The organism is Bacillus sp. V2I10 (assembly GCF_030817055.1).
GTDB lineage: Bacteria > Bacillota > Bacilli > Bacillales > Bacillaceae > Bacillus_P.
Map to the genome: position 1 here is coordinate 163,409 of NZ_JAUSYV010000001.1, position 26,545 is coordinate 189,953.

General features: G+C 42.5%; 18 protein-coding genes, 10 tRNA genes and 3 rRNA genes. 6 read left to right on the forward strand and 25 right to left on the reverse strand.

The window, feature by feature from the left end; all coding sequences use genetic code 11:
- Positions 1-84 precede the first annotated feature (84 nt).
- Positions 85-510 (reverse strand): organic hydroperoxide resistance protein, encoded by a 426-nt coding sequence (locus tag QFZ72_RS00850; RefSeq protein WP_307428334.1) that lies wholly within the window; start codon positions 508-510, stop codon positions 85-87.
- A gap of 429 nt (positions 511-939) precedes the next feature.
- On the opposite strand from QFZ72_RS00850, the gene QFZ72_RS00855 reads away from it, so the two are divergent.
- Together QFZ72_RS00855 and QFZ72_RS00860 are read left to right on the forward strand one after the other, a co-directional pair.
- A complete protein-coding gene (locus QFZ72_RS00855; protein ID WP_307428338.1) occupies positions 940-2,145 on the forward strand; it encodes a quaternary amine ABC transporter ATP-binding protein in 1,206 nt (401 codons plus the stop codon).
- Entirely contained in the window at positions 2,146-3,879 is a 1,734-nt protein-coding gene (locus QFZ72_RS00860; RefSeq protein ID WP_307428341.1) for a glycine betaine ABC transporter substrate-binding protein, read from the forward strand.
- Positions 3,880-3,925: 46 nt separating this feature from the next.
- Here the strand turns inward: QFZ72_RS00860 and QFZ72_RS00865 are convergent, their stop codons facing one another.
- Positions 3,926-5,086: an AI-2E family transporter gene (locus tag QFZ72_RS00865; protein ID WP_307428344.1), complete on the reverse strand. Its 1,161-nt coding sequence runs from the start codon at positions 5,084-5,086 to the stop codon at positions 3,926-3,928.
- Positions 5,087-5,344: 258 nt separating this feature from the next.
- On the opposite strand from QFZ72_RS00865, the gene QFZ72_RS00870 reads away from it, so the two are divergent.
- Positions 5,345-6,247 (forward strand): superoxide dismutase, encoded by a 903-nt coding sequence (locus tag QFZ72_RS00870; protein WP_307428346.1) that lies wholly within the window; start codon positions 5,345-5,347, stop codon positions 6,245-6,247.
- A gap of 424 nt (positions 6,248-6,671) precedes the next feature.
- Here QFZ72_RS00870 and safA read toward each other — a convergent pair whose 3' ends face one another.
- Positions 6,672-7,292: a SafA/ExsA family spore coat assembly protein gene (gene safA, locus QFZ72_RS00875; RefSeq protein ID WP_307428348.1), complete on the reverse strand. Its 621-nt coding sequence runs from the start codon at positions 7,290-7,292 to the stop codon at positions 6,672-6,674.
- A 254-nt stretch (positions 7,293-7,546) separates the two neighbouring features.
- Between safA and guaC the strand changes: the two genes are divergently transcribed.
- Complete coding sequence (gene guaC / locus QFZ72_RS00880) at positions 7,547-8,530, forward strand: GMP reductase (RefSeq protein WP_307428351.1); 984 nt, start codon at positions 7,547-7,549, stop codon at positions 8,528-8,530.
- 99 nt (positions 8,531-8,629) lie between these two features.
- Here guaC and glmS read toward each other — a convergent pair whose 3' ends face one another.
- The 21 genes from glmS to QFZ72_RS00985 all read right to left on the reverse strand — a co-directional run bounded on the left by glmS (position 8,630) and on the right by QFZ72_RS00985 (position 24,212).
- On the reverse strand, positions 8,630-10,432 hold the full coding sequence (gene glmS / locus QFZ72_RS00885) for a glutamine--fructose-6-phosphate transaminase (isomerizing) (protein ID WP_307428354.1): 1,803 nt from the start codon (positions 10,430-10,432) through the stop codon (positions 8,630-8,632).
- 642 nt (positions 10,433-11,074) lie between these two features.
- The gene (gene glmM / locus QFZ72_RS00890; protein WP_307428357.1) at positions 11,075-12,421 is read right to left on the reverse strand and encodes a phosphoglucosamine mutase; all 1,347 of its coding nucleotides are present in this window, start codon (positions 12,419-12,421) and stop codon (positions 11,075-11,077) included.
- A 32-nt stretch (positions 12,422-12,453) separates the two neighbouring features.
- Positions 12,454-13,719 carry a CdaR family protein gene (locus tag QFZ72_RS00895; RefSeq protein WP_307428360.1) on the reverse strand — a complete coding sequence of 422 codons (1,266 nt, stop codon included), beginning with the start codon at positions 13,717-13,719 and terminating at the stop codon, positions 12,454-12,456.
- The gene (gene cdaA, locus QFZ72_RS00900) at positions 13,712-14,533 is read right to left on the reverse strand and encodes a diadenylate cyclase CdaA (RefSeq protein WP_307428361.1); all 822 of its coding nucleotides are present in this window, start codon (positions 14,531-14,533) and stop codon (positions 13,712-13,714) included. Before cdaA ends, QFZ72_RS00895 begins: the two co-directional genes overlap by 8 nt.
- A 209-nt stretch (positions 14,534-14,742) precedes the next feature.
- On the reverse strand, positions 14,743-15,336 hold the full coding sequence (gene rsiW, locus QFZ72_RS00905) for an anti-sigma-W factor RsiW (protein WP_373464652.1): 594 nt from the start codon (positions 15,334-15,336) through the stop codon (positions 14,743-14,745).
- Between the two features lie 33 nt (positions 15,337-15,369).
- Positions 15,370-15,933, reverse strand: a complete 564-nt coding sequence (gene sigW, locus QFZ72_RS00910; RefSeq protein WP_223438962.1) for an RNA polymerase sigma factor SigW — start codon at positions 15,931-15,933, stop codon at positions 15,370-15,372.
- A 189-nt stretch (positions 15,934-16,122) separates the two neighbouring features.
- A complete protein-coding gene (gene rocF / locus QFZ72_RS00915; RefSeq protein ID WP_307428370.1) occupies positions 16,123-17,028 on the reverse strand; it encodes an arginase in 906 nt (301 codons plus the stop codon).
- A gap of 736 nt (positions 17,029-17,764) precedes the next feature.
- Positions 17,765-17,837 (reverse strand) — tRNA-Ala (locus QFZ72_RS00920).
- Positions 17,838-17,855: 18 nt separating this feature from the next.
- Positions 17,856-17,930 (reverse strand) — tRNA-Gly (locus tag QFZ72_RS00925).
- A gap of 5 nt (positions 17,931-17,935) precedes the next feature.
- Positions 17,936-18,011, reverse strand: a tRNA-Lys gene (locus QFZ72_RS00930).
- 6 nt (positions 18,012-18,017) lie between these two features.
- Positions 18,018-18,092, reverse strand: a tRNA-Gln gene (locus tag QFZ72_RS00935).
- 115 nt (positions 18,093-18,207) lie between these two features.
- Positions 18,208-18,292, reverse strand: a tRNA-Tyr gene (locus QFZ72_RS00940).
- Positions 18,293-18,301: 9 nt separating this feature from the next.
- Positions 18,302-18,377 (reverse strand) — tRNA-Thr (locus tag QFZ72_RS00945).
- A gap of 64 nt (positions 18,378-18,441) precedes the next feature.
- Positions 18,442-18,517: transfer RNA gene (locus QFZ72_RS00950), tRNA-Val, on the reverse strand.
- A gap of 47 nt (positions 18,518-18,564) precedes the next feature.
- A tRNA-Glu gene (locus QFZ72_RS00955) sits at positions 18,565-18,639 on the reverse strand.
- 19 nt (positions 18,640-18,658) lie between these two features.
- Positions 18,659-18,731 (reverse strand) — tRNA-Thr (locus QFZ72_RS00960).
- Between the two features lie 4 nt (positions 18,732-18,735).
- A tRNA-Asn gene (locus tag QFZ72_RS00965) sits at positions 18,736-18,807 on the reverse strand.
- A gap of 9 nt (positions 18,808-18,816) precedes the next feature.
- Positions 18,817-18,932: ribosomal RNA gene (rrf, locus tag QFZ72_RS00970) — 5S ribosomal RNA — on the reverse strand.
- A 126-nt stretch (positions 18,933-19,058) separates the two neighbouring features.
- Positions 19,059-21,989, reverse strand: a 23S ribosomal RNA gene (locus tag QFZ72_RS00975).
- Between the two features lie 233 nt (positions 21,990-22,222).
- Positions 22,223-23,760, reverse strand: a 16S ribosomal RNA gene (locus QFZ72_RS00980).
- Together the 16S, 23S and 5S rRNA genes with 10 tRNA genes alongside form the textbook arrangement of a ribosomal RNA operon.
- A gap of 239 nt (positions 23,761-23,999) precedes the next feature.
- Positions 24,000-24,212, reverse strand: coding sequence for a hypothetical protein (locus QFZ72_RS00985; RefSeq protein ID WP_307428373.1), 213 nt, complete (start codon positions 24,210-24,212; stop codon positions 24,000-24,002).
- 120 nt (positions 24,213-24,332) lie between these two features.
- Here QFZ72_RS00985 and pdaB point away from each other — a divergent pair, with 120 nt between their 5' ends.
- A complete protein-coding gene (pdaB, locus tag QFZ72_RS00990; RefSeq protein WP_307428375.1) occupies positions 24,333-25,097 on the forward strand; it encodes a polysaccharide deacetylase family sporulation protein PdaB in 765 nt (254 codons plus the stop codon).
- A gap of 31 nt (positions 25,098-25,128) precedes the next feature.
- On the opposite strand, the gene QFZ72_RS00995 is transcribed toward pdaB, so the two are convergent.
- Complete coding sequence (locus QFZ72_RS00995) at positions 25,129-25,743, reverse strand: KinB-signaling pathway activation protein (protein WP_307428378.1); 615 nt, start codon at positions 25,741-25,743, stop codon at positions 25,129-25,131.
- A gap of 142 nt (positions 25,744-25,885) precedes the next feature.
- Between QFZ72_RS00995 and gerD the strand changes: the two genes are divergently transcribed.
- Positions 25,886-26,518 (forward strand): spore germination lipoprotein GerD, encoded by a 633-nt coding sequence (gene gerD / locus QFZ72_RS01000; protein WP_307428381.1) that lies wholly within the window; start codon positions 25,886-25,888, stop codon positions 26,516-26,518.
- Positions 26,519-26,545 lie beyond the last annotated feature (27 nt).

Below are 26,545 nucleotides of genomic sequence, written 5' to 3' on the forward strand. Positions count from 1 at the left end.
TATAATAAACATTTTATATTATCGTTTGTTTATTTTCAACCTAAAACACAAAAAAGGCACCGTATTCACGGTGCCTCTCTCTTGTTAAACAATCGCCTCAAGTGTAACCTCGATATTCCCTCTGGTTGCTTTAGAATATGGACAAAACTCATGAGCCTTGTGAACAAGGTCTTCTAATTGAGCTTTTTCAATGCCTTTCCCTTTTACATCAAGCTTTACGGCTAATTTAAAGCCGCCATCAGCCTCATCTTTTAAAAAGCTTACATTAGCCGTAACCTCAGATTCAAATTTCACTTTTTCTTTTCTGGCCATATGCTGCAGGGCTCCATCGAAACATGCGGCATATCCCGCTGCGAATAGCTGTTCCGGATTTGTAGCTTCTGGCATTCTTTCAGCTCTAGGTGAACCCGGCATGGCAATATCCATGTTGATTACGTCATTTGATGAGTGTACTTTACCTTCTCTTCCGCCTACTGCTGTAACTGAGGTAGTGAATAATGGTTCTGACATTTTTCATCTTCCTTTCCAGAAAATTCGTGAGCTGTTATTTATATACCCTTTTTTATGAATGTTATTCTTTTAAACTATTTCAATCTGCAGAAAAAAATCCTTATTTTCAATGATTTTTTTAAAACTTTCATCCTTTCCCTGAAATAAAATAAATAATTTTTGCAGAAACTAAATTATCAAAAATAAATAAGCTGTGAAATAGGACCGCTATTGACATCGGAGCGGTTGCAGCAGTCTTTTATTTGTTGAAGTGTAAGGGTTTTCCCGTTTGTTTCTGCTGCCCATATCGTTTGCAATCAAAAGTTGAACTTCTTTATACTTAAAAAGTTATTGTTTTTTGCAAGAAGTAAAGCAAGTCTCCGGAGATTGCGGAAAACAAAAGGATTTCTCATTATATTTAAATAAAATAAGCAGTTTTGAGGTGTATGGATGAGACCAAAAGTTGAAGTGAAAAATGTAACGAAGGTATTCGGAAAATCCCCCAAGAATGCTATTAAGTTACTTAAAGAAGGATATTCAAAAAAAGAGATACTGGAAAAAACGGGTTCAACCATAGGCGTAAATGGTGCAAGTTTTGAAATTTACCCAGGTGAAATTTTTGTTGTAATGGGTTTATCAGGAAGCGGAAAATCAACATTGATCCGTATGCTGAACCGCTTAATAGATCCTACAATTGGCGAAATTTTAATCGATGATGCCGATATTGTTAAAATGTCAGCGCAGCAGCTGCGAGACGTACGCAGAAATAAAATCAGCATGGTTTTTCAAAACTTCGCTCTATTCCCTCATAAAACCGTACTTGAAAATACGGAACATGGGCTTGTACTCCGAAACGTACCGGCAAATGAAAGAAGAGAAAAAGCCATGCAGTCACTCGCGGTTGTCGGTTTGAAGGGCTATGAGAATCAGTATCCTTCACAGCTCAGCGGAGGCATGCAGCAAAGGGTCGGTCTAGCGAGGGCTCTTGCAAGCAATACCGACATTCTGTTAATGGATGAAGCTTTTAGTGCATTGGATCCGCTTATCCGCAAAGACATGCAGGATGAATTACTGGAACTTCAAGAGACCATGAAGAAAACGATTATTTTTATTACTCATGACCTTGATGAGGCCCTTCGAATAGGGGATCGTATTGCATTAATGAAAGACGGTACAATCATTCAAATTGGATCTCCTGAAGAAATCATGATGAATCCTGCAGACAAATATGTAGAACGCTTTGTAGAAGATGTGGACCTTTCCAAGGTGCTGCAGGCATCTCATGTTTTAAAACGTGCTGAGAGAATGACTCCTGATCGCGGTCCGCGTGTGGCTCTGCAAATTATGAAGGCTCAGGGATATTCAAGCATCTTTATTGTAGACCGCAAACAAAAGCTATTAGGGGCGCTCACCGCTGATGATGCATCCATTGCAGTCAAAGAGAATAAGACGGTTGAAGAAGTGATGGCAAGAAATATAGCGACAGTATCAGAAGATACATTGCTTACTGACGTTATCGAAGCACTTTCGAATTCTGCCCTCCCGGTTGCAGTAGTTGATCAGGAAAATCGCTTAAAAGGTGTTATTATACGCGGTGCTGTTATTGGAGCACTTGCAGGAAACAAAGATGATCTGAACATGAAGGAGGCAGATTAAATGGGACTCCCGCAAATCCCCCTCGCTGATTGGGTAGATACTGCTGTAAGATGGATCATAACTAATTTCCAAGGCTTTTTCAGCGGCATATCTGCCGTAACCGAAGGCTTTATAGATAGACTGGTAAAAGTATTAGAGCTTGGCCCTCCTTTACTCCTTATTATTTTGATTACGCTGTTAGCTCTTTACACAAGCCGCTGGTCTGTTGGTCTTTTTACACTGATCGGTCTGCTTTTAATTGAGAATCTTGGACTGTGGGATGCAACAGTCAACACATTGGCCTTAGTGCTTTCATCTGTTGTCATCACAATTCTTATTGGGATTCCGATTGGAATATGGGCATCGCAAAGTGATAAAGTAAGACAGGTTGTCACCCCAATTCTAGATTTCATGCAGACAATGCCCGGATTTGTTTATCTTATTCCAGCCATTCTGTTTTTCGGAATCGGAGTTGTACCAGGAATTATAGCATCTGTCATCTTTGCTGTACCTCCTACAATCAGGCTGACGAACTTAGGGATCCGTGAAGTTCCTAAGGATTTGATCGAGGCTTCGAATGCATTTGGTTCAACGACTTCTCAAAGACTCTTTACCCTGCAGCTGCCGCTTGCAGCGCCTACCATTTTAGCTGGAGTTAACCAGAGTATCATGCTTGCATTATCCATGGTAGTTATTGCGTCATTGGTAGGGGCGCCAGGATTAGGGGCAGAAGTTTACCGTGCTGTAACACAGGTTCAAGTTGGAGAAGGATTTGTAGCTGGTTTAGCCATTGTTATTATTGCAATCATATTAGACCGGATTTCACAAAATCTGCGAAAGCCTGCCTATCATCAAGTTATACCTAAAAAATTTGCATATAGTATTTTTTCTTTATTGGTAATTGGTGCTTTAATTGCCGTATCGTTTGGCGGAGGCCAGGCTGAAAAGGCTTCTCCGAGTAAAATAGGCGAACAGGTCGATTACAAAATTACAGGAATTGATCCCGGAGCCGGACTTATGAAATCCACAGAAAAAGCAATGAAGGATTACGGCTTAGAGGGAGATTGGACATTAATAGAAGGTTCTTCAGCAGCCATGACCGCTGAATTACAAAAAGCTTATGAACAAAAAGAACCTATCATTGTCACTGGATGGACACCTCACTGGATGTTTACAAAGTATAAGCTGAAATATTTAGAGGATCCTAAAGGCTCGTTCGGTAAAGGTGAATCCATTCACACTATAGTCAGAAAAGGTTTAGAAGAAGAAAATCCCGGTGCTTATAAAATCCTCGATCAATTCTTCTGGGAACCAAAAGATATGGAAGAAGTGATGGGAGATATCCAGGAAGGCATGAAACCTGAGGAAGCTGCTGAAAAATGGGTTAACGACCATCCTGACAAAGTGAAAAAATGGACGGATGGCGCTCAAAAAGGCAATGGTGAAAAAGTAAGCCTTGTCTACGTTTCTTGGGAGTCAGAAATCGCAAGTACGAATGTCATTGGTGCTGCATTAAAGAAGCAGGGCTATGATGTTGCCTTAAAACAAGTAGAGGCAGGACCAATGTTCACAGGTGTTGCTAATGGCAGTGCAGACGCGTTAGTAGCTGCATGGCTCCCAACAACACATCAGGACTATATTAATGAATATAAAGATCAAATTGTCGATCTTGGGCCAAATCTTGAAGGAACGAAATTAGGTTTAACCGTTCCGGAATACATGCCTATTGAGTCAATTGAAGACCTTAAAAAATAAACATAAAAAGTGCTGAAGAACGATTCTTCAGCACTTTTTATGTTTGCTATTTATTTTTACTGTTGATCTGGTCTCTTTGTTCATACATATTACTTCGGATCTTCATCCATTCAAACAGATGAGTCACAATCACTTTTAATACCGCATAGCCCGGCACAGCCAGGATAATGCCGACTACTCCAAATAAATTCCCCGCAGTCAGGATCACGAAAATAATGGTGATCGGGTGGATATGAAGGTTCCGTCCCATGATCTGAGGGGAAATGAATTTCCCTTCAACTAATTGGACAATCGTCCACACAATAATCAATTTCAGCACCATAAACGGGGATGTAACAAGCGCGATAATGAGTGCAGGTGTAATTGCGATTGCAGGTCCTAAATACGGAACAACACTTGTAAAGGCTGCAATAAGGGCAAGAAGTGATGCATACTCCATGCCAATGATCAGAAAGCCTATATACATTAACGCACCAATGCAAAAGCTGACAATGATCTGTCCCCTAATATAGGAGCTGATTTGATTATTCATTTCATGCATTACATTATACGTTGAACTGCGGAAAGAAACGGGCATGAACTTAAGAACATAAGGCCCAAGCTTTTTTCCGTCTTTTAAAAGATAAAACAAAATGAACGGAAGCGTGACAAGTGCAAGGATAAAATCCTTTACTATCCCTACGATATTTCCAATTCCAGCAAACATATTATTTATAATGGTTGATGCCTGATCCGAAATTTGTCTCGAAAGATCTGCGACGTTGATATTCAGTGTCTTTTGCGCCTGATTCACAAAATCACTTCCGACAACATCTCTGACCAGCTGCTCCACATCGCTTGTATATTGCGGAAAGCTCTTAATCAGGCTCAACACCTGCTCCTTAAGAAACGGGATAACCGACACAATCAAGATTGTCAGCAAACCAATAATCACTATAAACAGGGCCAGGATCGTGTATATTCTGCGAATGCCTTTTCTTTCAAAAAAATCAACAACCGGATTTAATAGATAATAAACGATGGCCGCAAGAATAATCGGCAGCAGGATCGTTTTAATTAATACCTCAATCGGTGTGAAAATAAAGGATACTTTCATAAAGACAAGAATGTTCAATCCAATCAGAAGCAAAATCAAAAGAAACAGAACAAATCTATTATTAAGGATAAACCTTTTAAACGTCCCTACTCTGGGATTTACCGGTTTCATGAGTGTCCTCCTTTTCTCTCTATGCACTCAGTACTTGCACTCTAATGATTATTATAGTGGCTTTATTTAGAAATTGAAAATATAATACGATTCCCTTTTAAAGAAAAGAAAATATCTGCAAATGAAGATGAGATCTGTCATTTTTGAAATCAACGTACTTATCCAGATTAGCCAGTGTAAAAGGCAGCCTTTAAAAATCATCATCCATTTTCTCTTTACGCATATATTGTCTACAACTGACTAAGGGGTGGGATATGAATGTCTGAAGATTACATTGTCTTAATGAAAAAATGGTGTGAAAATATGTTGGAATGCTTTAATCAGTCACTTGAAGAGATACGAAAACATGGGGATCATCAAGACTTAGAGGTTTGGCTGCAGCAAATAAGCCAATTTAAAGAAGAACTTTCAACGGGTTCATTTGAAGACATCGAGATCTATGAACGTGCTAATTCACTATATGTAAAGCTTGCGGCTTATTTTGAACAAGACAGCGAGAATGAGCAAACTCGTATTCAAAATGAATCCGTCACTGTCGTTCCAATCGGGGGGCACACTCTTCCCCCGCTGCCTTATAAATATGATGCATTAGAGCCCTACATTGATCAGGAAATTATGAAGCTTCATCATGATAAACACCATAAAAGTTATGTGGATGGGTTAAATAAAGCTGAAAAAGAAATGCAGAAAGCACGTTCATCTAACAACTATGATCTTATTAAGCATTGGGAAAGAGAAGCTGCATTTCATGGAGCCGGCCATTATCTTCATACGATATTCTGGAGTATTATGAGTCCTAATGGCGGCGGAAAACCTGCTGGAAAGCTAATGAAGGAAATGAATCAAACCTTTGGCACCTTTGAAAAGTTTAAACAGCACTTCTCAGAAGCAGCTGACAAAGTTGAAGCAGTTGGCTGGGCAATTTTAGTCTGGTCACCTCGTGCACGACGATTAGAAATTCTTCAGGCAGAAAAGCATCAAAACTTAAGTCAATGGGATGTCGTACCAATACTTGTCCTTGACGTGTGGGAACATGCCTATTACCTGCAATATAAGAATGACAGAAAAAAATACATCGAAAATTGGTGGAATGTTGTTAATTGGCAAGTAGCAGAAGGACGCTTTCAAGAAGCACAGCAATTAAAATGGAAGCCTTTTTAATGACGATCGGATTTTCATGAATGATAGGTAAAAAAAGGATGACTGAAAACAATCAGTCATCCTTTTTTTGTACTATAAATCTGCTTTTTTACTTATTTTGAAGAATCATTGAACTCCTTTGAGTCCTCAAATCCGCTCTTTTACTGATTTTGATGACTCATTAAACTGCTTTGAGTCCTCAAATCTGCTTTTTTTTCTCATTTTAAGGACTCATTGAACTCCTTTGAGTCCTCAAATCTGCTTTTTTACTCATCTTAATGACTCATTGATCTCCTTTGAGTCCTCAAATCTGCTCTTTTATTCATTTTAAGGACTCATTGAACTCCTTTGACACAACGAAACATCTGAAAAGTATATTCAACTCCCTTTTCAAGGACAGCAAAAAGGACAACCCTGTACGGATTGTCCCTGATCCTCCTACTTATTATTTGCTGATAAACATCTGCGTCCAGTAATGGCCGTAAGATCCGCCTTTAGCGTAGCCTACACCAATTTCTTTGAAATTAGAAGACAGAATGTTCTTGCGGTGTCCTTCACTGTTCATCCAGGTTGTCACAACGCTTTTCGCTGTCGTTTGGCCTGCTGCGATATTTTCTCCTGCATAGCTGTACTGAATACCGAAGCTCTTCATCATATCGAATGGAGAACCGTATGTAGGTGATGTGTGACTGAAGTAATTTTTGTCACGCATATCTTCTGACTTATATTTTGCGACTCTCGCAACTTCCCAATTGGCCGTAAGCGGCTTTAATCCGTATTTAGCGCGTTCCTGGTTAACTAGTGTAACCACTTCGCTTTCCATGCTTTGATAAGCATTTCCAGAAGGAATGTTAAGCGATTGACCCGGATAGATCACATTGGCATTTTTAACGCTTGGATTGGCTTTGATTAATTCTGAGACGCCAACCTGATATTTCGATGCAATTTTCCACATCGTGTCACCGCTTTTAACGGTGTATGTACTTGCAGCACTTGCTTGACTGCTGAATCCAAAGGCTAGAGCGACAACCAACAACATAAGTGATAACGATTTTAATGTTTTCATAGTTTTATTTTATACGAATACTAGATTAGAAGAATAGCGGTAGTTTTTACCGAATAAAAGGGTTTGACTTTTTCTACAATATATCTATCTGCCTTTTTTGAAAAGGCTTTCTAAAATGAAAAAGATAATCACTATTCTTCGTTTTTTTCTCCCAAAATCTTTGACATTCATATAAAAATAATGTAAAGTACCAAATGGACGAACAATTAAATTGATATTTAACAATAACATTCGTATTTAGGGGTGTAACTCATATGGAAAATGTATTTGATTATGAAGATATTCAATTAATACCTGCAAAATGTGTAGTAAACAGCCGTTCAGAGTGTGACACAACAATTGCTTTAGGAAATTATACATTCAAACTGCCTGTTGTGCCTGCCAATATGCAGACGATTATAGATGAAAGAATTGCGGTTAACTTAGCTGATAATGGTTATTTCTATATCATGCACCGCTTCCAGCCGGAGAAAAGAAACTCATTTATTCAAGATATGAAATCACGCGGATTAATCGCTTCTATTAGTGTTGGTGTGAAAGAAGAAGAGTACGAATTCATTGAGCAATTGGCTGCAGAGCAGCTGACACCGGATTACATTACAATCGATATTGCACATGGTCATTCTAATGCGGTTATCGAAATGATTAAGCACATCAAGAAGCATCTTCCTGAAAGCTTTGTCATCGCTGGAAACGTTGGTACTCCAGAAGCTGTAAGAGAACTTGAGCACGCCGGTGCAGATGCAACAAAAGTAGGCATTGGCCCTGGTAAAGTATGCATCACGAAAATTAAAACAGGATTTGGTACAGGCGGCTGGCAATTAGCTGCACTTCGCTGGTGTGCAAAAGCTGCAACCAAACCAATCATTGCTGACGGCGGTATCCGCACACACGGAGACATCGCAAAATCGATTCGTTTCGGTGCTTCTATGGTCATGATCGGTTCTTTGTTTGCAGGGCACGAAGAATCTCCTGGAGAAACAATCGAAATGGATGGAAAGCTTTTCAAAGAATATTTCGGCTCAGCTTCAGAGTTCCAAAAAGGCGAAAAGAAAAACGTAGAAGGCAAGAAAATGTACGTGGAGCATAAAGGCGCTTTAAAGGATACCTTGACTGAAATGGAACAGGATCTTCAGTCATCTATCTCGTATGCAGGCGGAACCAAACTTGATGCTATTCGTACGGTGGATTATGTGGTGGTTAAGAATTCGATTTTTAATGGTGATAAGGTTTATTAATGAGTATAAAAGAGGAGCTGGGTATTAATTGCCTGGCTCCTCTTTTTTTAATAAAAAAACAGCGACTGATAAACAGTCGCTGTTTCTCTATAATCCCTCTTATTCAACCGTAACACTCTTAGCAAGGTTACGCGGTTTATCAACGTCACAGCCTCTGTGAAGGGCTGCATAGTAAGCAATCAGCTGTAAAGGAATAACAGAAGCAAGTGGTGTCAATTCCTCATGGATTGCAGGAAGAACGAAACGGTCATCTTCTTCTTCTAGACCTTTAAGCGAGATGATGCATGGGTTAGCTCCGCGTGCTGCTACTTCTTTAACGTTTCCGCGGATGCTTAAGTTTACATGCTCTTGTGTTGCAAGCGCGATAACAGGCGTGCCGTTTTCAATCAGCGCGATTGTACCGTGCTTAAGCTCTCCACCGGCAAATCCTTCTGCCTGGATGTAAGAGATTTCTTTCAGTTTAAGCGCACCTTCAAGTCCTACATAGTAGTCAGCGGAACGGCCGATGAAGAAGCAGTTGCGTGTTGTTGAAAGGTATTCGCGTGCAATGTACTCCATTTCGTCTTTCTGATCGCAAAGGACTTCCATTGCATTTGCCACGATGCCAAGCTCCTTTACAAGATCAAAGCTTAGCTCTACCCCTCTTGCTTCAGCTGTTACAGCTGCAAGAATGGCAAGAACGCCTAATTGTGCTGTATAAGCTTTCGTTGAAGCAACAGCGATTTCCGGACCAGCATGAAGCAATAACGTGTGGTTCGCTTCACGTGAAAGGGTTGAACCAGGTACGTTTGTAATGGTTAATGACTGGTAGCCAAGCTCTTTAATTTGAACAAGAACGGCACGGCTGTCTGCCGTCTCACCGCTTTGTGAGATGAAGATGAATAATGGCTTCTCTGATAAAATCGGCATGTTGTATGAGAATTCACTAGCAACGTGAACCTCAACCGGTTTCTTAGCCCATCTTTCAATGAATTGCTTACCGACAAGACCTGCATGGTAGCTTGTTCCGCACGCTACGATATAGAGGCGGTCTGAAGCGTTGATAGCATCTACAATTGCTGGATCCATTGTCAGCTTGCCTTGATCATTTTGATATTTTTGGATGATTTTGCGCATAACAAGCGGCTGCTCATCTACTTCTTTTAACATATAGTGAGGGTATGTTCCTTTTTCAATATCACTGGCATCTAATTCAGCTGTATAAGGAGCACGGTCAATTGTTTCACCTTGAAGGTTTTTGATTGTAACTGCTTCACGTTTCACAATGACGATTTCTTTATCCATCAATTCTACATATTGGTCTGTTACCTGCAGCATCGCCATTGCATCAGATGCAACAACGTTGAAGCCTTCTCCAAGACCAACAAGCAATGGGCTTTTATTTTTAGCAACAAAAATCGTATCTGGATTTTGATTGTCTAAAAGCGCGATCGCATAAGAACCTTTTAAAATGGAAAGTGTTTGGCTGAACGCTTCTTCCACGTCCGCTCCTTTATTAACGAATTGTTCAATAACCTGAACAACTACTTCTGTATCTGTATCACTGACTAGCGCAACATCCTTAAGATATTCGCGTTTCAAGCTTGAGTAGTTTTCAATCACACCATTGTGCACTAGCGTAAAGCGGCTTGATGCACTTTGATGCGGATGTGAATTGCGTTTGCTTGGTGCACCGTGAGTCGCCCAGCGGGTATGTCCAATCCCTGCTGTAGACATTACATTTGCATTCACTTCTTCACGAAGAATGGCAATGCGTCCTTTTTCTTTAAAAACATGCACTCCGTCTTCATTGATTACGGCAATGCCCGCTGAGTCATATCCGCGATATTCAAGCTTTTCTAGTCCACGCAATAAGATTTCTTTCGTATCCTGTTGTCCAATATATCCTACGATTCCGCACATAATAAAGTATCCTCCCAAATAGGCGGGGGACAGGTCAAGCCACGGGGACCTTCTGCTGTCCCCTCACACATGTCTATATTTTTTAGTTTGATTACGTTCTTCCCTTTGTGCAAAAAGTTGCCTCTTTGTTTTTAGGAGAGAGCTTACGGCTGTAATCGTCAACCGGGAGGCATCCGCCGAACTTTCGATAATCCTCCATCCTCGTCAACTAAGCTATTTTCGGTCCGCTTAGTTCAGGCGCTTTTCATTAATACAACCTCACAATGCCCCTTTCCATTCTAAAATAAAAACACAAAAGTAATCATACTATATTAACCTTCAAATCGTCAAATTAGTACTTAGCAAATGTGGATAGAAAGCTGCACTCTTCAGTATATGTTTTTTTGAAAAGATTGTTCTTGACTGAATTACCCTATTTCATCAGCAACTCAAATATTCCGCAGTCAAGCACTGCCCAGCTGCGTTGAAGATAAAAAGACAAGAAACAATGAGGTATGGTTATAGTATTCGACTTGTTCCATCAGGTTTATGACTGTGAAATTCAGTTAAATTAAAGCAGGTGAGAATTGCGGCATATTCACGATAATTATTTTTGAGGAAAATAGAAAAAGGGCCTGCCTTATCGGCAGACCCGCATTTGCTTTATTCCGTTCCCATTTCTTCTTTCACTACAGCAACGATGCGCGTAACATACTTCTCGCATAATTCGGCTGTTGGAGCTTCTGCCATTACACGTACAAGAGGCTCTGTGCCTGAAGGACGGACAAGAATGCGTCCGTCTCCATTCATTTCACTCTCTACTTCTGCAATGACCTGCTTCACTTTCATGTTGTCCGTTACCTTATGCTTATCCGTTACCTTCACATTAATAAGCAATTGAGGGAACTTTTTCATTTCAGCTGCAAGCTCGGATAACGGCTTGCCAGTCACTTTCATGATATTCACTAATTGAATGGCTGTAAGCAGACCATCACCCGTTGTATTGTGATCAAGGAAGATAATATGGCCAGACTGCTCGCCGCCAAGATTATAATCCCCTTTTTTCATTTCTTCCACAACATAACGGTCTCCTACAGCCGTTTGAGAACTCTTCATGTTGTTTGCTTCAATTGCTTTATAAAAACCAAGGTTGCTCATGATTGTAGAGACAACTGTTTCTTTTTTCAATCTTCCATGCTCATTAAGGAATTTTGCACAAATAAACATGATTTGATCGCCATCAACGATTTGACCTTTTTCATCAACAGCAATCAGTCGGTCTCCATCACCGTCAAAAGCAAGCCCGACATCGGCGCCTTTTTCCATAAGGAAACCGGCTAATGCTTCTGGATGTGTAGAACCTACACCATCATTAATATTCAATCCATTTGGAGTTGTGCCCATAGTTGAAACATCGGCATCAAGATCTGCAAACAAGTGCGTTGCAAGAGAAGATGTAGCACCATGTGCACAGTCAAGTGCAACGTGGATGCCTGTAAAATCTTCGTCTACTGTTTGTTTCAGGAATTGAAGATATTTCTGACCGCCTTCGAAATAGTCATTAACTTGTCCCAGGTCAGCGCCAACAGGTCTTGGCAGTGAGTCTTGTTCCTGATCCATTAAACTTTCTATTTCTAATTCCTGCTCATCTGACAATTTAAAACCGTCAGGACCAAAGAATTTAATTCCGTTATCTTGAACAGGATTATGTGAGGCAGAAATCATAACACCCGCTTGTGCTCCAAGAGCCTTTGTTAAATATGAAACACCAGGTGTTGAAATCACTCCTAAACGCATCACCTCAGCACCGATAGAGAGCAATCCTGCAACTAGCGCACCTTCTAGCATATGACCTGAAATACGTGTATCTCTTCCGATTAACACTTTTGGACGGTTCGCATTTTTTGTTAATACGTAACCTCCAAAACGACCGATTTTAAACGCTAATTCAGGTGTTAATTCACTATTTGCAACGCCTCTTACTCCATCTGTTCCAAAATACTTTCCCATTCTTTTATCGCTCCTTTAGACAGTTTCAATCATCACGATTGCTTAGAAGAAATTTTTACTTTTACTTCATCTACAGGAAGGGTCCATTTAATATCCTGCGGCCCATTCACTTCTACCTTAACAACATGCTCTCCGTCCGACAGATCTGTCACATTAATAAATAATTCAAGATCAGACGGCTTAATATTCGTCAATACACTAGGTGCTCCAACAACGCTTAAATCGAGCTCTTCAGATTCCGGCTCAAGGAACTGAATAATCTTCCCTTCCCCTAAACCCCGGATATTAACAGGCAGATTCTCAAGTATTTTTTCTTCTTCTTTTTCAACGTCAACTTTAATTTGGATTTTTTCGGGACTTACTTTTGTTACTCCGTCAGGTACAGGAATATCTACATCCAGAACGGTATCATCTTTGATTTTGCTTAAATCTACTGTTACCCCATCTATAAATTCAAGCGGATCAATCACATCCAGCGGTCCGTATATGGTCACTTCGTTCGGCACTGCTTCAATGTTTGAGATGCTTAATCCTTCTCCAAGCTCGCCTTCATTCTTAAGCTTAAAAGGAAGTTTCTTGCTTGGACTTGTAATCGGCACTGTCACATCAACAACCGAAGGGTAGACCTCTAAAGGCAGGATGTTTCCGTCGCCGTCATATACCGTGACCTTTGATTCCTGCTCAATGGTTTCATTAGCATTTTGCAGATTCACCCTCGACTTGATCAGAGCAATGCTGTCAATAAGAGTTTTAGATCCGGTTACTCTTACAACACTCGGTTTAACAATTGGATCCTGTGCGGTATAACCAGTTTCAATCTGGTCTTTATTTATAAAATCCACTTGTACCGGAAAATCCCGGGTAACTTTCTCCTCCACATTTACAGTGATAATGGAAGGGTTCAACTTCACTTCAAGATTATCTGCTATATTCTTATGCTTTAATTGAACCCGGTGTGAGCCGATGGACAGATCCGAGAGCTCAGCATAAATTTCAAAATCTTTAAGCTGCTTTGCCTTTAATAGTGAATTAGTTGGCCCGCTTAGCGTAACAGCTACTGTTTCAGGCACTCCTGTCACAATAATATCTTCTTGATCCAAATACGTTTTCACTTCAACATCGGGAATTGTTTCTGTGTCTTTTGCAGACTCAGACGGCGCAGATGGAAATACGGATGTTACTGGCCCCGGCTGTTTTTTCGGAGCAGGCGTTTCGATATTAACAGATACATAAAGAATGAGCGCCATCAACAGTGCAATTATTCTCATTACCCAATGATTATTAATCATCTTATCCATTTTTCTTCCCCCTCCACTGCCATAGGTTTGAGGAAGTGACCTTTGCCTGCTTTCCAAATTCGGAAACCAAGATTTCACTTAAAGCTTCAACGGTTAGATTTCTGTGAAGCTCTCCGTTTCTGGTCACAGAAATACTGCCCGTTTCTTCAGAAACGACTATCGTAATGCTATCGGTTACTTCACTGATCCCAACTGCTGCCCGGTGCCTTGTCCCTAATTCTTTTGAAATAAAAGGACTTTCGGAAAGAGGCAGATAACATGCTGCCGCAGCAATCTGATTTTTCTGGAGAATAACAGCTCCATCGTGAAGCGGAGTATTCGGGATAAAGATATTAATTAAAAGCTCAGAAGAGAGAGCTGAATGAAGCGGTATGCCCGTTTCTATGTAATCACTCATCCCTGTTTCTTTTTCAATCGTAACTAAAGCGCCAATTCTTCGTTTTGCCATATAATCTGTTGCTTTTATGATGGCATCGATTATTTTTTGTTGTTCTTCCTCCTCTGGAGCTCCGCTTCTTGAGAATAATTTTCCTCTGCCCAGTTGCTCTAGCGCCCTTCGCAGCTCAGGCTGGAAAATAATAATGATCGCAAGAAAACCCCATGTTAATGCTTGGTCCATGAGCCATTGCAAGGTCTGCAGCCCTAAGTACTGGCTGAGTGTACGAACGAGAATAATAACGATAATGCCTTTCAGCAGCTGAACGGCCTTCGTTCCCCGTATCACCATAATCAACTTATATATAACGAACCAAACCAGGAGAATATCAACGGCGATGCCGAGGTAATGCAGTAGTGGAAATTCCTCAAATGCCATATTCTCTTCCTCCATCAGTTTTAGTCATTTGCATAGGACTATAACTACGATATTATACCATATATTCTGCAATTAAACCGTATTGTACTCACGTAAGTAAAGCGCAGGCCGGCAGATAAGACTTCCGCAAAAAATACCGGTTTATCTTTTAGCCAGTATCTCAAGCGTGGTACAGCACAAAAAAGGCCCCTTATACAAAAGGTGACCTTTTACTTAAATATGGCGACGACCTCTTTGGAAAGAGATTTCATTTGATACCAAATCCACTCAAAAGCCTCATTGATCTCTTCAACATCACCTGTCACCTGTCCGGCAGAAGCCATATACTTCTCTCCGTTAATTACCGTGACGTTTCCTTCAACTTTGCCTTCAATATTGATCGTTCCGCCTTTAACCGTTACATCTCCCTCAACAGTCTCACCTTCAGGAACGGTAACCGTAGTATTCTCAACAACCAAATTAGGCTGCTTTGAAACACTGAAATCTGAATCAGTTGACCAGGAAGAAAATAAACTGCCTGTCATCAATAACACGAAAAGAGAAGCAGCAGCCAACAATGGATGACCCTTCAGCCATCTGTTGACACCAACCGTTTTCTTTTCTTTGGGCAGACGATCCATGATGGCTTGAGTAAAATCCATCGGAGCCTCAATATGAGATGTACTCTGAACCAGGGCGATTGACTTCTCAAGCTCATGCAGGTGCTGCGTGCAGTCCGCGCATGACTGAAGGTGCTCTTTCAAGATTTGCTCATCTTGCTGCTTTATATCATGATCCAAATATTGATGGATCCGTTCTTTCATTTGTTCTGAACACTTCAACCTTATCACCTCAAATCATAAATGCCTTAATTGCTTCCTCAGCGCTTCTCGTCCTCTGTGAATTCTTGTTTTCACCGTACCGATCGGCATATCTAGAATTTCACTGATTTCAATTAAAGAAAGCTCATCAATATACTTTAATACGATGACAGTACGATATTTATCGGGGAGCTTTAAAATTTCTTTTTGAATCATTTGCTGAAGCTCCATTGTTTCCACTTGATCCTCGGGCAGAGCTACATCAGCTGCTACTTGAGAATACATCGTTAACCCTTCCGTTCCTGTCACTTCGGCATCAAGGTAATAATCCGGTTTTTTCTTTCTGATTCGATCAATCGTTAAATTTGTCGCAATGCGATACAGCCACGTAGAGAACTTCTTATCCATGTCATAGCTATTAATATTCACATAAGCCCGGATAAACGCTTCCTGGGCTATATCCTCCGCCTCATGGGAGTTCCCGAGCATGCGGTAGCAAAGCTGATAAATTTTGTCTTTATATATATCTACGATTTCGGCAAAAGCATTCTGGTCGCCCTTTTTAACTTGTTTAATCCTATTTTTTACGATCGTCTCCATGATACCCCTTACCCCCGCGCAAGTGCGGGTTCCCCTTATTACGTATAAGCCGTATAAAAGGTTTCATTTTTTCCGCATAAAAATATTTTAACAAATTTTAGGTTGTCTGTAGATGGCTTTTTAATATGTTTACCTTAAATTTTTCTTAAATAAAAGACACAGTTTATAAACTGTGTCTTTTTTAAAAAATTAAAGGAGCTTTTCGCCGAATAAAGAACCCATCAGAGCTACTGCTACTGTAGCTGTTTTGTTCTTTTCATCTAAGATAGGATTTACTTCAACAAACTCAGCAGAAGTGATGATATCTGATTCTGCAAGCATCTCCATCGCTAAATGACTTTCTCTGTAGCTAATACCTCCGATAACCGGTGTGCCGACTCCTGGAGCATCGTGCGGATCAAGTCCATCTAAATCGAGGGACAAGTGGACACCGTCAGTACGCTCTTTCAAATATTGAATGGTTTCCTCCATTACCTTAGTCATGCCAAGACGGTCAATCTCATGCATTGTATATACTTTAATGCCTTTTTCCTTAATTAATTCCTTTTCACCCTCATCAAGGGAACGGGCACCGATAATCACAATATTTTCCGGCTTCACTTTAGGAGTGTAGCCTCCAATTCTCGTTAGCGTTTCATCGCCGATGCCGATACTTACAGCAAGCGGCATCCCATGAATATTGCCTGACGGTGAAGTGTCGCCTGTGTTGAGATCTCCATGTGCATCATACCAGATTACACCAAGTTCTTTATAATGCTTTGAAACTCCTGCGAGTGTTCCGATGGCAATACTGTGGTCTCCGCCAAGCACCAGTGGAAACGAACCAGATTGAATCACTTCGTCAACTTGTTCAGAAAGCTTTAAATTGCCTTCTGACACCGCTTTCAAATTTCTTAAATTATTTAACGAAGAGCTATCCTCTTCACGGTTTGGACGTCCAATTTTAATATCACCTTTATCTTCAATCTCATATTGCAGCCACTCAAGTCTTTCTACAACCCCTGCGTATCTGATAGCACTAGGCCCCATGTCCACACCTCGGCGCATTTGTCCTAAATCCATTGGTACCCCGATAATTGATATTCTTTCTTTCATGTAAATCATCCCCCTTAGTAAGAAACTCTGTCTCTATTGTACTGATAAAAAGGGTCATGACTCAACTCGACAAAATCGTGTATATATATACAGAGTTTTCTGTAAAATAATTGGCAAAATAGTAGAAAATAAGTAATAGGATGATGCAGAGTCAGCTGATTTCCAGGTCATTTGACTATTTTTTCGGATTTCCACTTTACCTTTATGACTGATCTGAATTGAACATCGAAATTGGATGCAAACTATCTAACTCGCAATAGCCGGCTTTTAATTAATGAAAGACTATAACCGACTCGAGCGAATCAGTGTTCAATTCGCAAAAATGGGTTTTCGGCTCGCAAACTTCAAATTTCAATAAAAAAATCATATAAAAATGCCTGTTACTAGCTGCCGTTGGCCATTATGAATCAAAGCTGCTGCTAATTATGAAAGAGTTTACGCTGTGTATTGAACTTCATATTTAGATCCGCCCCCCCAACTCGTAAAAACCAGTTTTCAATTAGTAAAAACTTATCTCTGACTCGCAAAAATCATGGTTTAACTTGCGGAAACTGATCTCCAACTCGCAAGCCTCATATTCAAAAAGAAAACTTTTTTAACATAAAGGATAAGATATAGAATTCATATTGATACGAACGTTTTATGAAGCACGTCTATATGTAATTTTTTAATCATTATTCCTAAACAAAAAACCGTTAGACATCAAAGTCTAACGGTTTTTACAGGGTACTTATGATGGAGCCTAGCGGGATCGAACCGCTGACCTCCTGCGTGCAAGGCAGGCGCTCTCCCAGCTGAGCTAAGGCCCCGATATAAAAAAGAAGTTCTGGAGCGGAAGACGGGATTCGAACCCGCGACCCCCACCTTGGCAAGGTGGTGTTCTACCACTGAACTACTTCCGCAAAAATGGTGTGCCATGAAGGACTCGAACCTTCGACCCTCTGATTAAAAGTCAGATGCTCTACCGACTGAGCTAATGGCACAAAGAATGGCTGGGCTAGCTGGATTCGAACCAGCGCATGACGGAGTCAAAGTCCGTTGCCTTACCGCTTGGCTATAGCCCATCAATTATGTATGTATTCTATAAAATTCTAATTGACCGTAAAAAGGTTTATGTCAACTAAACATATTATTTACAGTCTAGACAAGAACTATTCAGTTAAGTTTGTCTAAATAAAGTGGTGGAGGGGGACGGATTCGAACCGCCGAACCCGGAGGGAGCGGATTTACAGTCCGCCGCGTTTAGCCACTTCGCTACCCCTCCACACATAAGTGGTGCCGGCAAGAGGACTTGAACCCCCAACCTACTGATTACAAGTCAGTTGCTCTACCAATTGAGCTACACCGGCATATTAAGTGAGAAATACAATACTGTTTATTCGCTTTTTAAAGTCGTCTGCTGCAATGTCTTAATGGTGGAGGATGACGGGCTCGAACCGCCGACCCTCTGCTTGTAAGGCAGATGCTCTCCCAGCTGAGCTAATCCTCCGCATAAAAGATTGTGTGATATTTCACATAATAAGACTTACGTTTGAATGGTGACCCGTACGGGATTCGAACCCGTGTTACCGCCGTGAAAGGGCGGTGTCTTAACCGCTTGACCAACGGGCCGTTTTATTAGTTTAATGTAAGCTCCCAACCGGGCTTGAACCGATGACCTCTTCCTTACCATGGAAGTGCTCTACCGACTGAGCTATGGAAGCAAGGCTCCGCAGGTAGGACTCGAACCTACGACCGATCGGTTAACAGCCGATAGCTCTACCACTGAGCTACTGCGGAATAATGCTAGCCTGGCGACGTCCTACTCTCGCAGGGGGAAACCCCCAACTACCATCGGCGCTGAAGAGCTTAACTTCCGTGTTCGGCATGGGAACGGGTGTGACCTCTTCGCCATCATCACCAGACATAATGACAAAAATTATTATACTATGAAATCAGAAGATTTCAAGTGTTTTTTTGAAAGAAGTTATTCTTTCAAAACTAAATAACGTTTGATAACAAGATTCACTTACATTTACACATATTAGACTGTGGTTAAGTCCTCGAACGATTAGTATCTGTCAGCTCCACACGTCACCGCGCTTCCACCTCAGACCTATCAACCTGATCATCTTTCAGGGTTCTTACTCACTTGCGTGATGGGAAATCTCATCTTGAGGGGGGCTTCATGCTTAGATGCTTTCAGCACTTATCCCTTCCGCACATAGCTACCCAGCGATGCCTTTGGCAAGACAACTGGTACACCAGCGGTGCGTCCATCCCGGTCCTCTCGTACTAAGGACAGCTCCTCTCAAATTTCCTGCGCCCACGACGGATAGGGACCGAACTGTCTCACGACGTTCTGAACCCAGCTCGCGTACCGCTTTAATGGGCGAACAGCCCAACCCTTGGGACCGACTACAGCCCCAGGATGCGATGAGCCGACATCGAGGTGCCAAACCTCCCCGTCGATGTGGACTCTTGGGGGAGATAAGCCTGTTATCCCCGGGGTAGCTTTTATCCGTTGAGCGATGGCCCTTCCATGCGGAACCACCGGATCACTAAGCCCGACTTTCGTCCCTGCTCGACTTGTAGGTCTCGCAGTCAAGCTCCCTTGTGCCTTTACACTCTGCGAATGATTTCCAACCATTCTGAGGGAACCTTTGGGCGCCTCCGTTACATTTTAGGAGGCGACCGCCCCAGTCAAACTGCCCACCTGACACTGTCTCCCAGCCCGATCAGGGCTGTGGGTTAGAATTTCAATACAGCAAGGGTAGTATCCCACCAATGCCTCCACCGAAGCTGGCGCTCCGGCTTCCAAGGCTCCTACCTATCCTGTACAAGCTGTACCAAAATTCAATATCAGGCTACAGTAAAGCTCCACGGGGTCTTTCCGTCCTGTCGCGGGTAACCTGCATCTTCACAGGTACTATAATTTCACCGAGTCTCTCGTTGAGACAGTGCCCAGATCGTTACGCCTTTCGTGCGGGTCGGAACTTACCCGACAAGGAATTTCGCTACCTTAGGACCGTTATAGTTACGGCCGCCGTTTACTGGGGCTTCAATTCAAAGCTTCGCTTGCGCTAACCTCTCCTCTTAACCTTCCAGCACCGGGCAGGCGTCAGCCCCTATACTTCGCCTTGCGGCTTCGCAGAGACCTGTGTTTTTGCTAAACAGTCGCCTGGGCCTATTCACTGCGGCTTTTCAGGGCTATGAACCCTAAAAAGCACCCCTTCTCCCGAAGTTACGGGGTCATTTTGCCGAGTTCCTTAACGAGAGTTCTCTCGCTCACCTTAGGATTCTCTCCTCGCCTACCTGTGTCGGTTTGCGGTACGGGCACCTCTCACCTCGCTAGAGGCTTTTCTTGGCAGTGTGGAATCAGGAACTTCGGTACTAAATTTCCCTCGCCATCACAGCTCAGCCTTATATGAGAAGCGGATTTGCCTACTTCTCAGCCTAACTGCTTGGACGCGCATATCCAACAGCGCGCTTGCCCTATCCTCCTGCGTCCCCCCATTGCTCAAATGGTGAGGAGGTGGTACAGGAATATCAACCTGTTGTCCATCGCCTACGCCTTTCGGCCTCGGCTTAGGTCCCGACTAACCCTGAGCGGACGAGCCTTCCTCAGGAAACCTTAGGCATTCGGTGGAGGGGATTCTCACCCCTCTTTCGCTACTCATACCGGCATTCTCACTTCTAAGCGCTCCACCAGTCCTTACGGTCTAGCTTCAACGCCCTTAGAACGCTCTCCTACCACTGTTCGTAAGAACAGTCCACAGCTTCGGTGATACATTTAGCCCCGGTACATTTTCGGCGCAGAGTCACTCGACCAGTGAGCTATTACGCACTCTTTAAATGGTGGCTGCTTCTAAGCCAACATCCTGGTTGTCTAAGCAACTCCACATCCTTTTCCACTTAACGTATACTTTGGGACCTTAGCTGGTGGTCTGGGCTGTTTCCCTCTTGACTACGGATCTTATCACTCGCAGTCTGACTCCCAAGGAGCAAGTCTTTGGCATTCGGAGTTTGACTGAATTCGGTAACCCGATGAGGGCCCCTAGTCCAATCAGTGCTCTACCTCCAAGACTCTCATACTTGAGGCTAGCCCTAAAGCTATTTCGGAGAGAACCAGCTATCTCCAGGTTCGATTGGAATTTCTCCGCTACCCACACCTCATCCCCGCACTTTTCAACGTGCGTGGGTTCGGGCCTCCATTCAGTGTTACCTGAACTTCACCCTGGACATGGGTAGATCACCTGGTTTCGGGTCTACGACCACGTACTGAAACGCCCTATTCAGACTCGCTTTCGCTGCGGCTCCGTCTCATCAACTTAACCTTGCACGGGATCGTAACTCGCCGGTTCATTCTACAAAAGGCACGCCATCACCCATTAACGGGCTCTGACTACTTGTAAGCACACGGTTTCAGGATCTTTTCACTCCCCTTCCGGGGTGCTTTTCACCTTTCCCTCACGGTACTGGTTCACTATCGGTCACTAGGGAGTATTTAGCCTTGGGAGATGGTCCTCCCTGCTTCCGACGGGATTTCTCGTGTCCCGCCGTACTCAGGATCCACTCTGGAGGGAACGAAGTTTCGACTACAGGGTTATTACCTTCTCTGACGGACCTTTCCAGGTCGCTTCATCTACCCCGTTCCTTTGTAACTCCGTATAGAGTGTCCTACAACCCCAAGAGGCAAGCCTCTTGGTTTGGGCTAATTCCGTTTCGCTCGCCGCTACTTGGGAAATCGCGTTTGCTTTCTCTTCCTCCGGGTACTTAGATGTTTCAGTTCCCCGGGTCTGCCTTCATTATCCTATGTATTCAGATAAAGATACTGTTCCATTACGAACAGTGGGTTTCCCCATTCGGAAATCTCTGGATCAAAGCTTACTTACAGCTCCCCAAAGCATATCGGTGTTAGTCCCGTCCTTCATCGGCTCCTAGTGCCAAGGCATCCACCGTGCGCCCTTCATAACTTAACCTAAATGGTCAATCGCATCATCAGATGCGTTTCGCATTTCGTTGTTTGTTTAGACATAAATGTCTAGAAAATCACTAATTATGGTAAGCGTAAATCTCAGTGAATTACTTGTTATCAATTACGTTATCTAGTTTTCAAAGAACAACTGACAAATCAGTTGATTTGTCTTCTATCATAGAGAGAATGATCTCTCAAAACTAAACAAAAACCAAAAGCGTCCTCATATATCCTTAGAAAGGAGGTGATCCAGCCGCACCTTCCGATACGGCTACCTTGTTACGACTTCACCCCAATCATCTACCCCACCTTAGGCGGCTGGCTCCTTGCGGTTACCCCACCGACTTCGGGTGTTGCAAACTCTCGTGGTGTGACGGGCGGTGTGTACAAGGCCCGGGAACGTATTCACCGCGGCATGCTGATCCGCGATTACTAGCGATTCCAGCTTCATGCAGGCGAGTTGCAGCCTGCAATCCGAACTGAGAATGGTTTTATGGGATTGGCTAAACCTCGCGGTCTCGCAGCCCTTTGTACCATCCATTGTAGCACGTGTGTAGCCCAGGTCATAAGGGGCATGATGATTTGACGTCATCCCCACCTTCCTCCGGTTTGTCACCGGCAGTCACCTTAGAGTGCCCAACTGAATGCTGGCAACTAAGATCAAGGGTTGCGCTCGTTGCGGGACTTAACCCAACATCTCACGACACGAGCTGACGACAACCATGCACCACCTGTCACTTTGTCCCCCGAAGGGGAACCTTCTATCTCTAGAAGTGGCAAAGGATGTCAAGACCTGGTAAGGTTCTTCGCGTTGCTTCGAATTAAACCACATGCTCCACCGCTTGTGCGGGCCCCCGTCAATTCCTTTGAGTTTCAGTCTTGCGACCGTACTCCCCAGGCGGAGTGCTTAATGCGTTAGCTGCAGCACTAAAGGGCGGAAACCCTCTAACACTTAGCACTCATCGTTTACGGCGTGGACTACCAGGGTATCTAATCCTGTTCGCTCCCCACGCTTTCGCGCCTCAGCGTCAGTTACAGACCAGAGAGTCGCCTTCGCCACTGGTGTTCCTCCACATCTCTACGCATTTCACCGCTACACGTGGAATTCCACTCTCCTCTTCTGCACTCAAGTTTCCCAGTTTCCAATGACCCTCCCCGGTTGAGCCGGGGGCTTTCACATCAGACTTAAGAAACCGCCTGCGCGCGCTTTACGCCCAATAATTCCGGACAACGCTTGCCACCTACGTATTACCGCGGCTGCTGGCACGTAGTTAGCCGTGGCTTTCTGGTTAGGTACCGTCAAGGTGCGAGCAGTTACTCTCGCACTTGTTCTTCCCTAACAACAGAGTTTTACGATCCGAAAACCTTCATCACTCACGCGGCGTTGCTCCGTCAGACTTTCGTCCATTGCGGAAGATTCCCTACTGCTGCCTCCCGTAGGAGTCTGGGCCGTGTCTCAGTCCCAGTGTGGCCGATCACCCTCTCAGGTCGGCTACGCATCGTTGCCTTGGTGAGCCATTACCTCACCAACTAGCTAATGCGCCGCGGGCCCATCTGTAAGTGACAGCCGAAACCGTCTTTCCAACTTGAACCATGCGGTTCAAGATACTATCCGGTATTAGCTCCGGTTTCCCGGAGTTATCCCAGTCTTACAGGCAGGTTGCCCACGTGTTACTCACCCGTCCGCCGCTGACCTCCTAAGAGGTCCGCTCGACTTGCATGTATTAGGCACGCCGCCAGCGTTCGTCCTGAGCCAGGATCAAACTCTCCGAAGAAAATTTGTGACTCAATTTGTTGCTGACTTCAAAAATTTAAAACGTTTGGTACGCTTTTGGTTTTGTTTAGTTTTCAAAGATCATTTCCGTCATCAGTGGTGACGGCTTATATAATTTAACATGGTCACTATCGCTGTGTCAACAACCTTTTGAAATTATTTTTTCGTTATTTCAAATTCAAATTGTTTCTGAGCGACGAATAATAATATAACATTTATTCAAACCATGGTCAATAGAAATTATTTAATATTTTTATTTAAATGCTGATCGAATTTCCCGCTGATAATTTTGTACAAATTACTGAGGAGTTCTCTTTTTTCTAAGAGAGATCTTTTTTGAACAAATGTCAGATTCTCATCTATCAGTATATTGCTGATAATTGATAATTCCTGTTCGACCAGCAGTTCCATTTCTTGTGCTTCTTTATCATTAAAAATGAATCCTTTTGACATATGATCCTCCTCTAAGCTGCCTAAGTTTTATCATTATTGCACAACGTGTATTTTTCTAATCATATTATTAACAGCTTGGCATACATATGAGACAAGAACATTGGGACGGGGTTGATGAGGATGAACAATTTTTACGTTTTACATGTTAAAAAGATCAAGCAACTTATCATTATTGTAATAGCTGCGCTTTTTACAGCCGGGATTTTATATATAGAAAACGTTATGCAATTCCCTGTTTTCTCAACCGCAGATGGACCTAAAGCTGTTTTCAGGGGTGAGGAGAAGGAAAATAAAGTGTCTTTAACATTTGATATCAGCTGGGGCGACGAAAAGGCAAAGCCCATTCTTGATACATTGAAAAATAACGGCATTACGAATGCAACCTTCTTCCTCTCTGCAGCATGGGCAGAACGTCATCCTGAAATCGTCAAACAAATTGTGAAGGACGGACACCAGGTGGGAAGCATGGGTTATGCCTATAAAAATTACACTGCTTTGGAGGCTGAGGATATACGCCGGGACATTCTCATGGCACAGGATGTATTTAATGAGCTCGGTCTTAAGGATATTAAACTTCTCAGACCGCCAACAGGCAATTTCAATGAAGAAATTCTTACTATTGCCGAAAGATACGGATATACAGTTGTCCATTACAGTGTTGACTCAGATGATTGGAAAAATCCCGGTGTAGATGCCATTGTTAAGAACGTGAATGACAGCGTTCAAGGCGGGGACATTATCCTGCTGCATGCATCGGACTCCGCTAAGCAAACACAAAAAGCAATTCCCCAAATTGTTGACGGCCTGAAACAAAAAGGATTAAAGAATGTATCAATAGCTGAATTAATTGCTAATGGAAATGCGAAATCAACAGAAGTTAAATAATTAATGCCGAATCATAGAAAAAAAGCTAAGCTCACATAGGCTTAGCTTTTTTGACTTGAGATAATTTAGTTAATAACAAAAGCTGATACGCATTGCATATGAGAAGCGGAATGAGCATGAGATACAGCCAGTCTCCTTCATTTACACGGAGAGCAGGGACCCATTCGACAGCTGTAACGACAATCATAAAGAATAAAGCCGGGATGAACGCCATTTTATTGGTTTGCTTCATCTTGATATATGCTACAGCCAGGCCAAAAATGACCAGGAATAATGCGAGAAGGATATATGACAGAATGGATTCGCCTTCTGCCGCGAAAAGCTGGTAGCGGAAATAAATCAAATCAAACACCACAAACAAAATCAGCACGATTTGAATCGCATTCCATAAGGCTGCTGTTCTGAAAATGCCAAGACCAAAGCGGTGGATCGTTAAATACGCAAAAAAGCCCATTTGGCTAATAATACTGAAAATAAAACCTACACCGATCAGCCAAAATAAAATGGAGAGGATTTCAACAAGATCAAAAGATGTGAAAAATTTCTGATACTCTCCCCACCTTAATGCAAAACCGACAATGCTTGTACTAATGCCCCCGACAAGCAAAGTCGTCAAAAACAAACGGACCCAATTTCTACTGTTCAATGCAGTTTCCCCCAATATGTAATCTACTCATGAAATTTTACCAATGTCTTTCTAAAAAAGCTATTTTAATTACCAGTATAAAAAGCTTTAGATAATTCATATTAAAAATAGGCAACTTGAAAATGAAAGGAGCTTTGCACAGATGAAAAAGCGAAGGTTGCTCTCATTATTTACACTAATAGCCATCTGTTCCTTCCTCGCAAGCTGTTCTCCAAATGACCAGCCCGCAGGACAACAGGATTATGAAGAAACAAAAAAGATGGTTGTTGATATATTAAAGACTGATGATGGAAAAAAAGCGATCCAGGAAATTTTGAAAAATGATGACATGAAGCAAAATTTGATCATGGATCAAAAAGTTGTCTCAGATACCATTTCTAAAACACTGACATCTGAAAAAGGAGCGGAATTCTGGAAAAAAACCTTTGAAGATCCAAAGTTCAGTGAAAGCTTCGCCAAAAGCCTGCAGACGGAGCATGAAAAAGTAATCAAGGGCTTAATGAAAGACCCTGAGTATCAAGAAATGCTTATTGGAGTCCTTCAAAATCCCGAAATGGAAAAACAAACGGTAAAGGTGCTTCAAAGTCAAGAATTCCGCAAGCATCTTCAGCAAGTGATTACAGAAACCATTAATAGCCCGCTTTTCAAAACAAAAATGGAAGAAACCCTTCTAAAAGCTGCTAAAGAAATGAATCAGCAAGGCGGCGGACAAGGAAGCGGCGGTCAGCAAGCAGAGCAAGGCGGTCAAGGTGAAACTGGAGAAGGCGGTCAATAATTCCCGTAAATCTCAAAAAAGAGAAAA

Bases quoted from the DNA above. Each gene is read 5' to 3' on its own strand.
- glmM (WP_307428357.1), bottom strand. From the start codon at position 12,421: ATGGGAAAGTATTTTGGAACAGATGGAGTAAGAGGCGTTGCAAATAGT.
- glmS (WP_307428354.1), bottom strand. From the start codon at position 10,432: ATGTGCGGAATCGTAGGATATATTGGACAACAGGATACGAAAGAAATC.
- guaC (WP_307428351.1), top strand. From the start codon at position 7,547: ATGGAAAATGTATTTGATTATGAAGATATTCAATTAATACCTGCAAAA.
- QFZ72_RS00855 (WP_307428338.1), top strand. From the start codon at position 940: ATGAGACCAAAAGTTGAAGTGAAAAATGTAACGAAGGTATTCGGAAAA.
- QFZ72_RS00870 (WP_307428346.1), top strand. From the start codon at position 5,345: ATGTCTGAAGATTACATTGTCTTAATGAAAAAATGGTGTGAAAATATG.
- QFZ72_RS00895 (WP_307428360.1), bottom strand. From the start codon at position 13,719: ATGGATAAGATGATTAATAATCATTGGGTAATGAGAATAATTGCACTG.
- rocF (WP_307428370.1), bottom strand. From the start codon at position 17,028: ATGAAAGAAAGAATATCAATTATCGGGGTACCAATGGATTTAGGACAA.
- pdaB (WP_307428375.1), top strand. From the start codon at position 24,333: ATGAACAATTTTTACGTTTTACATGTTAAAAAGATCAAGCAACTTATC.
- rsiW (WP_373464652.1), bottom strand. From the start codon at position 15,336: ATGAAAGAACGGATCCATCAATATTTGGATCATGATATAAAGCAGCAA.
- gerD (WP_307428381.1), top strand. From the start codon at position 25,886: ATGAAAAAGCGAAGGTTGCTCTCATTATTTACACTAATAGCCATCTGT.
- safA (WP_307428348.1), bottom strand. From the start codon at position 7,292: ATGAAAACATTAAAATCGTTATCACTTATGTTGTTGGTTGTCGCTCTA.
- QFZ72_RS00985 (WP_307428373.1), bottom strand. From the start codon at position 24,212: ATGTCAAAAGGATTCATTTTTAATGATAAAGAAGCACAAGAAATGGAA.
- cdaA (WP_307428361.1), bottom strand. From the start codon at position 14,533: ATGGCATTTGAGGAATTTCCACTACTGCATTACCTCGGCATCGCCGTT.
- sigW (WP_223438962.1), bottom strand. From the start codon at position 15,933: ATGGAGACGATCGTAAAAAATAGGATTAAACAAGTTAAAAAGGGCGAC.
- QFZ72_RS00850 (WP_307428334.1), bottom strand. From the start codon at position 510: ATGTCAGAACCATTATTCACTACCTCAGTTACAGCAGTAGGCGGAAGA.
- QFZ72_RS00860 (WP_307428341.1), top strand. From the start codon at position 2,146: ATGGGACTCCCGCAAATCCCCCTCGCTGATTGGGTAGATACTGCTGTA.
- QFZ72_RS00865 (WP_307428344.1), bottom strand. From the start codon at position 5,086: ATGAAACCGGTAAATCCCAGAGTAGGGACGTTTAAAAGGTTTATCCTT.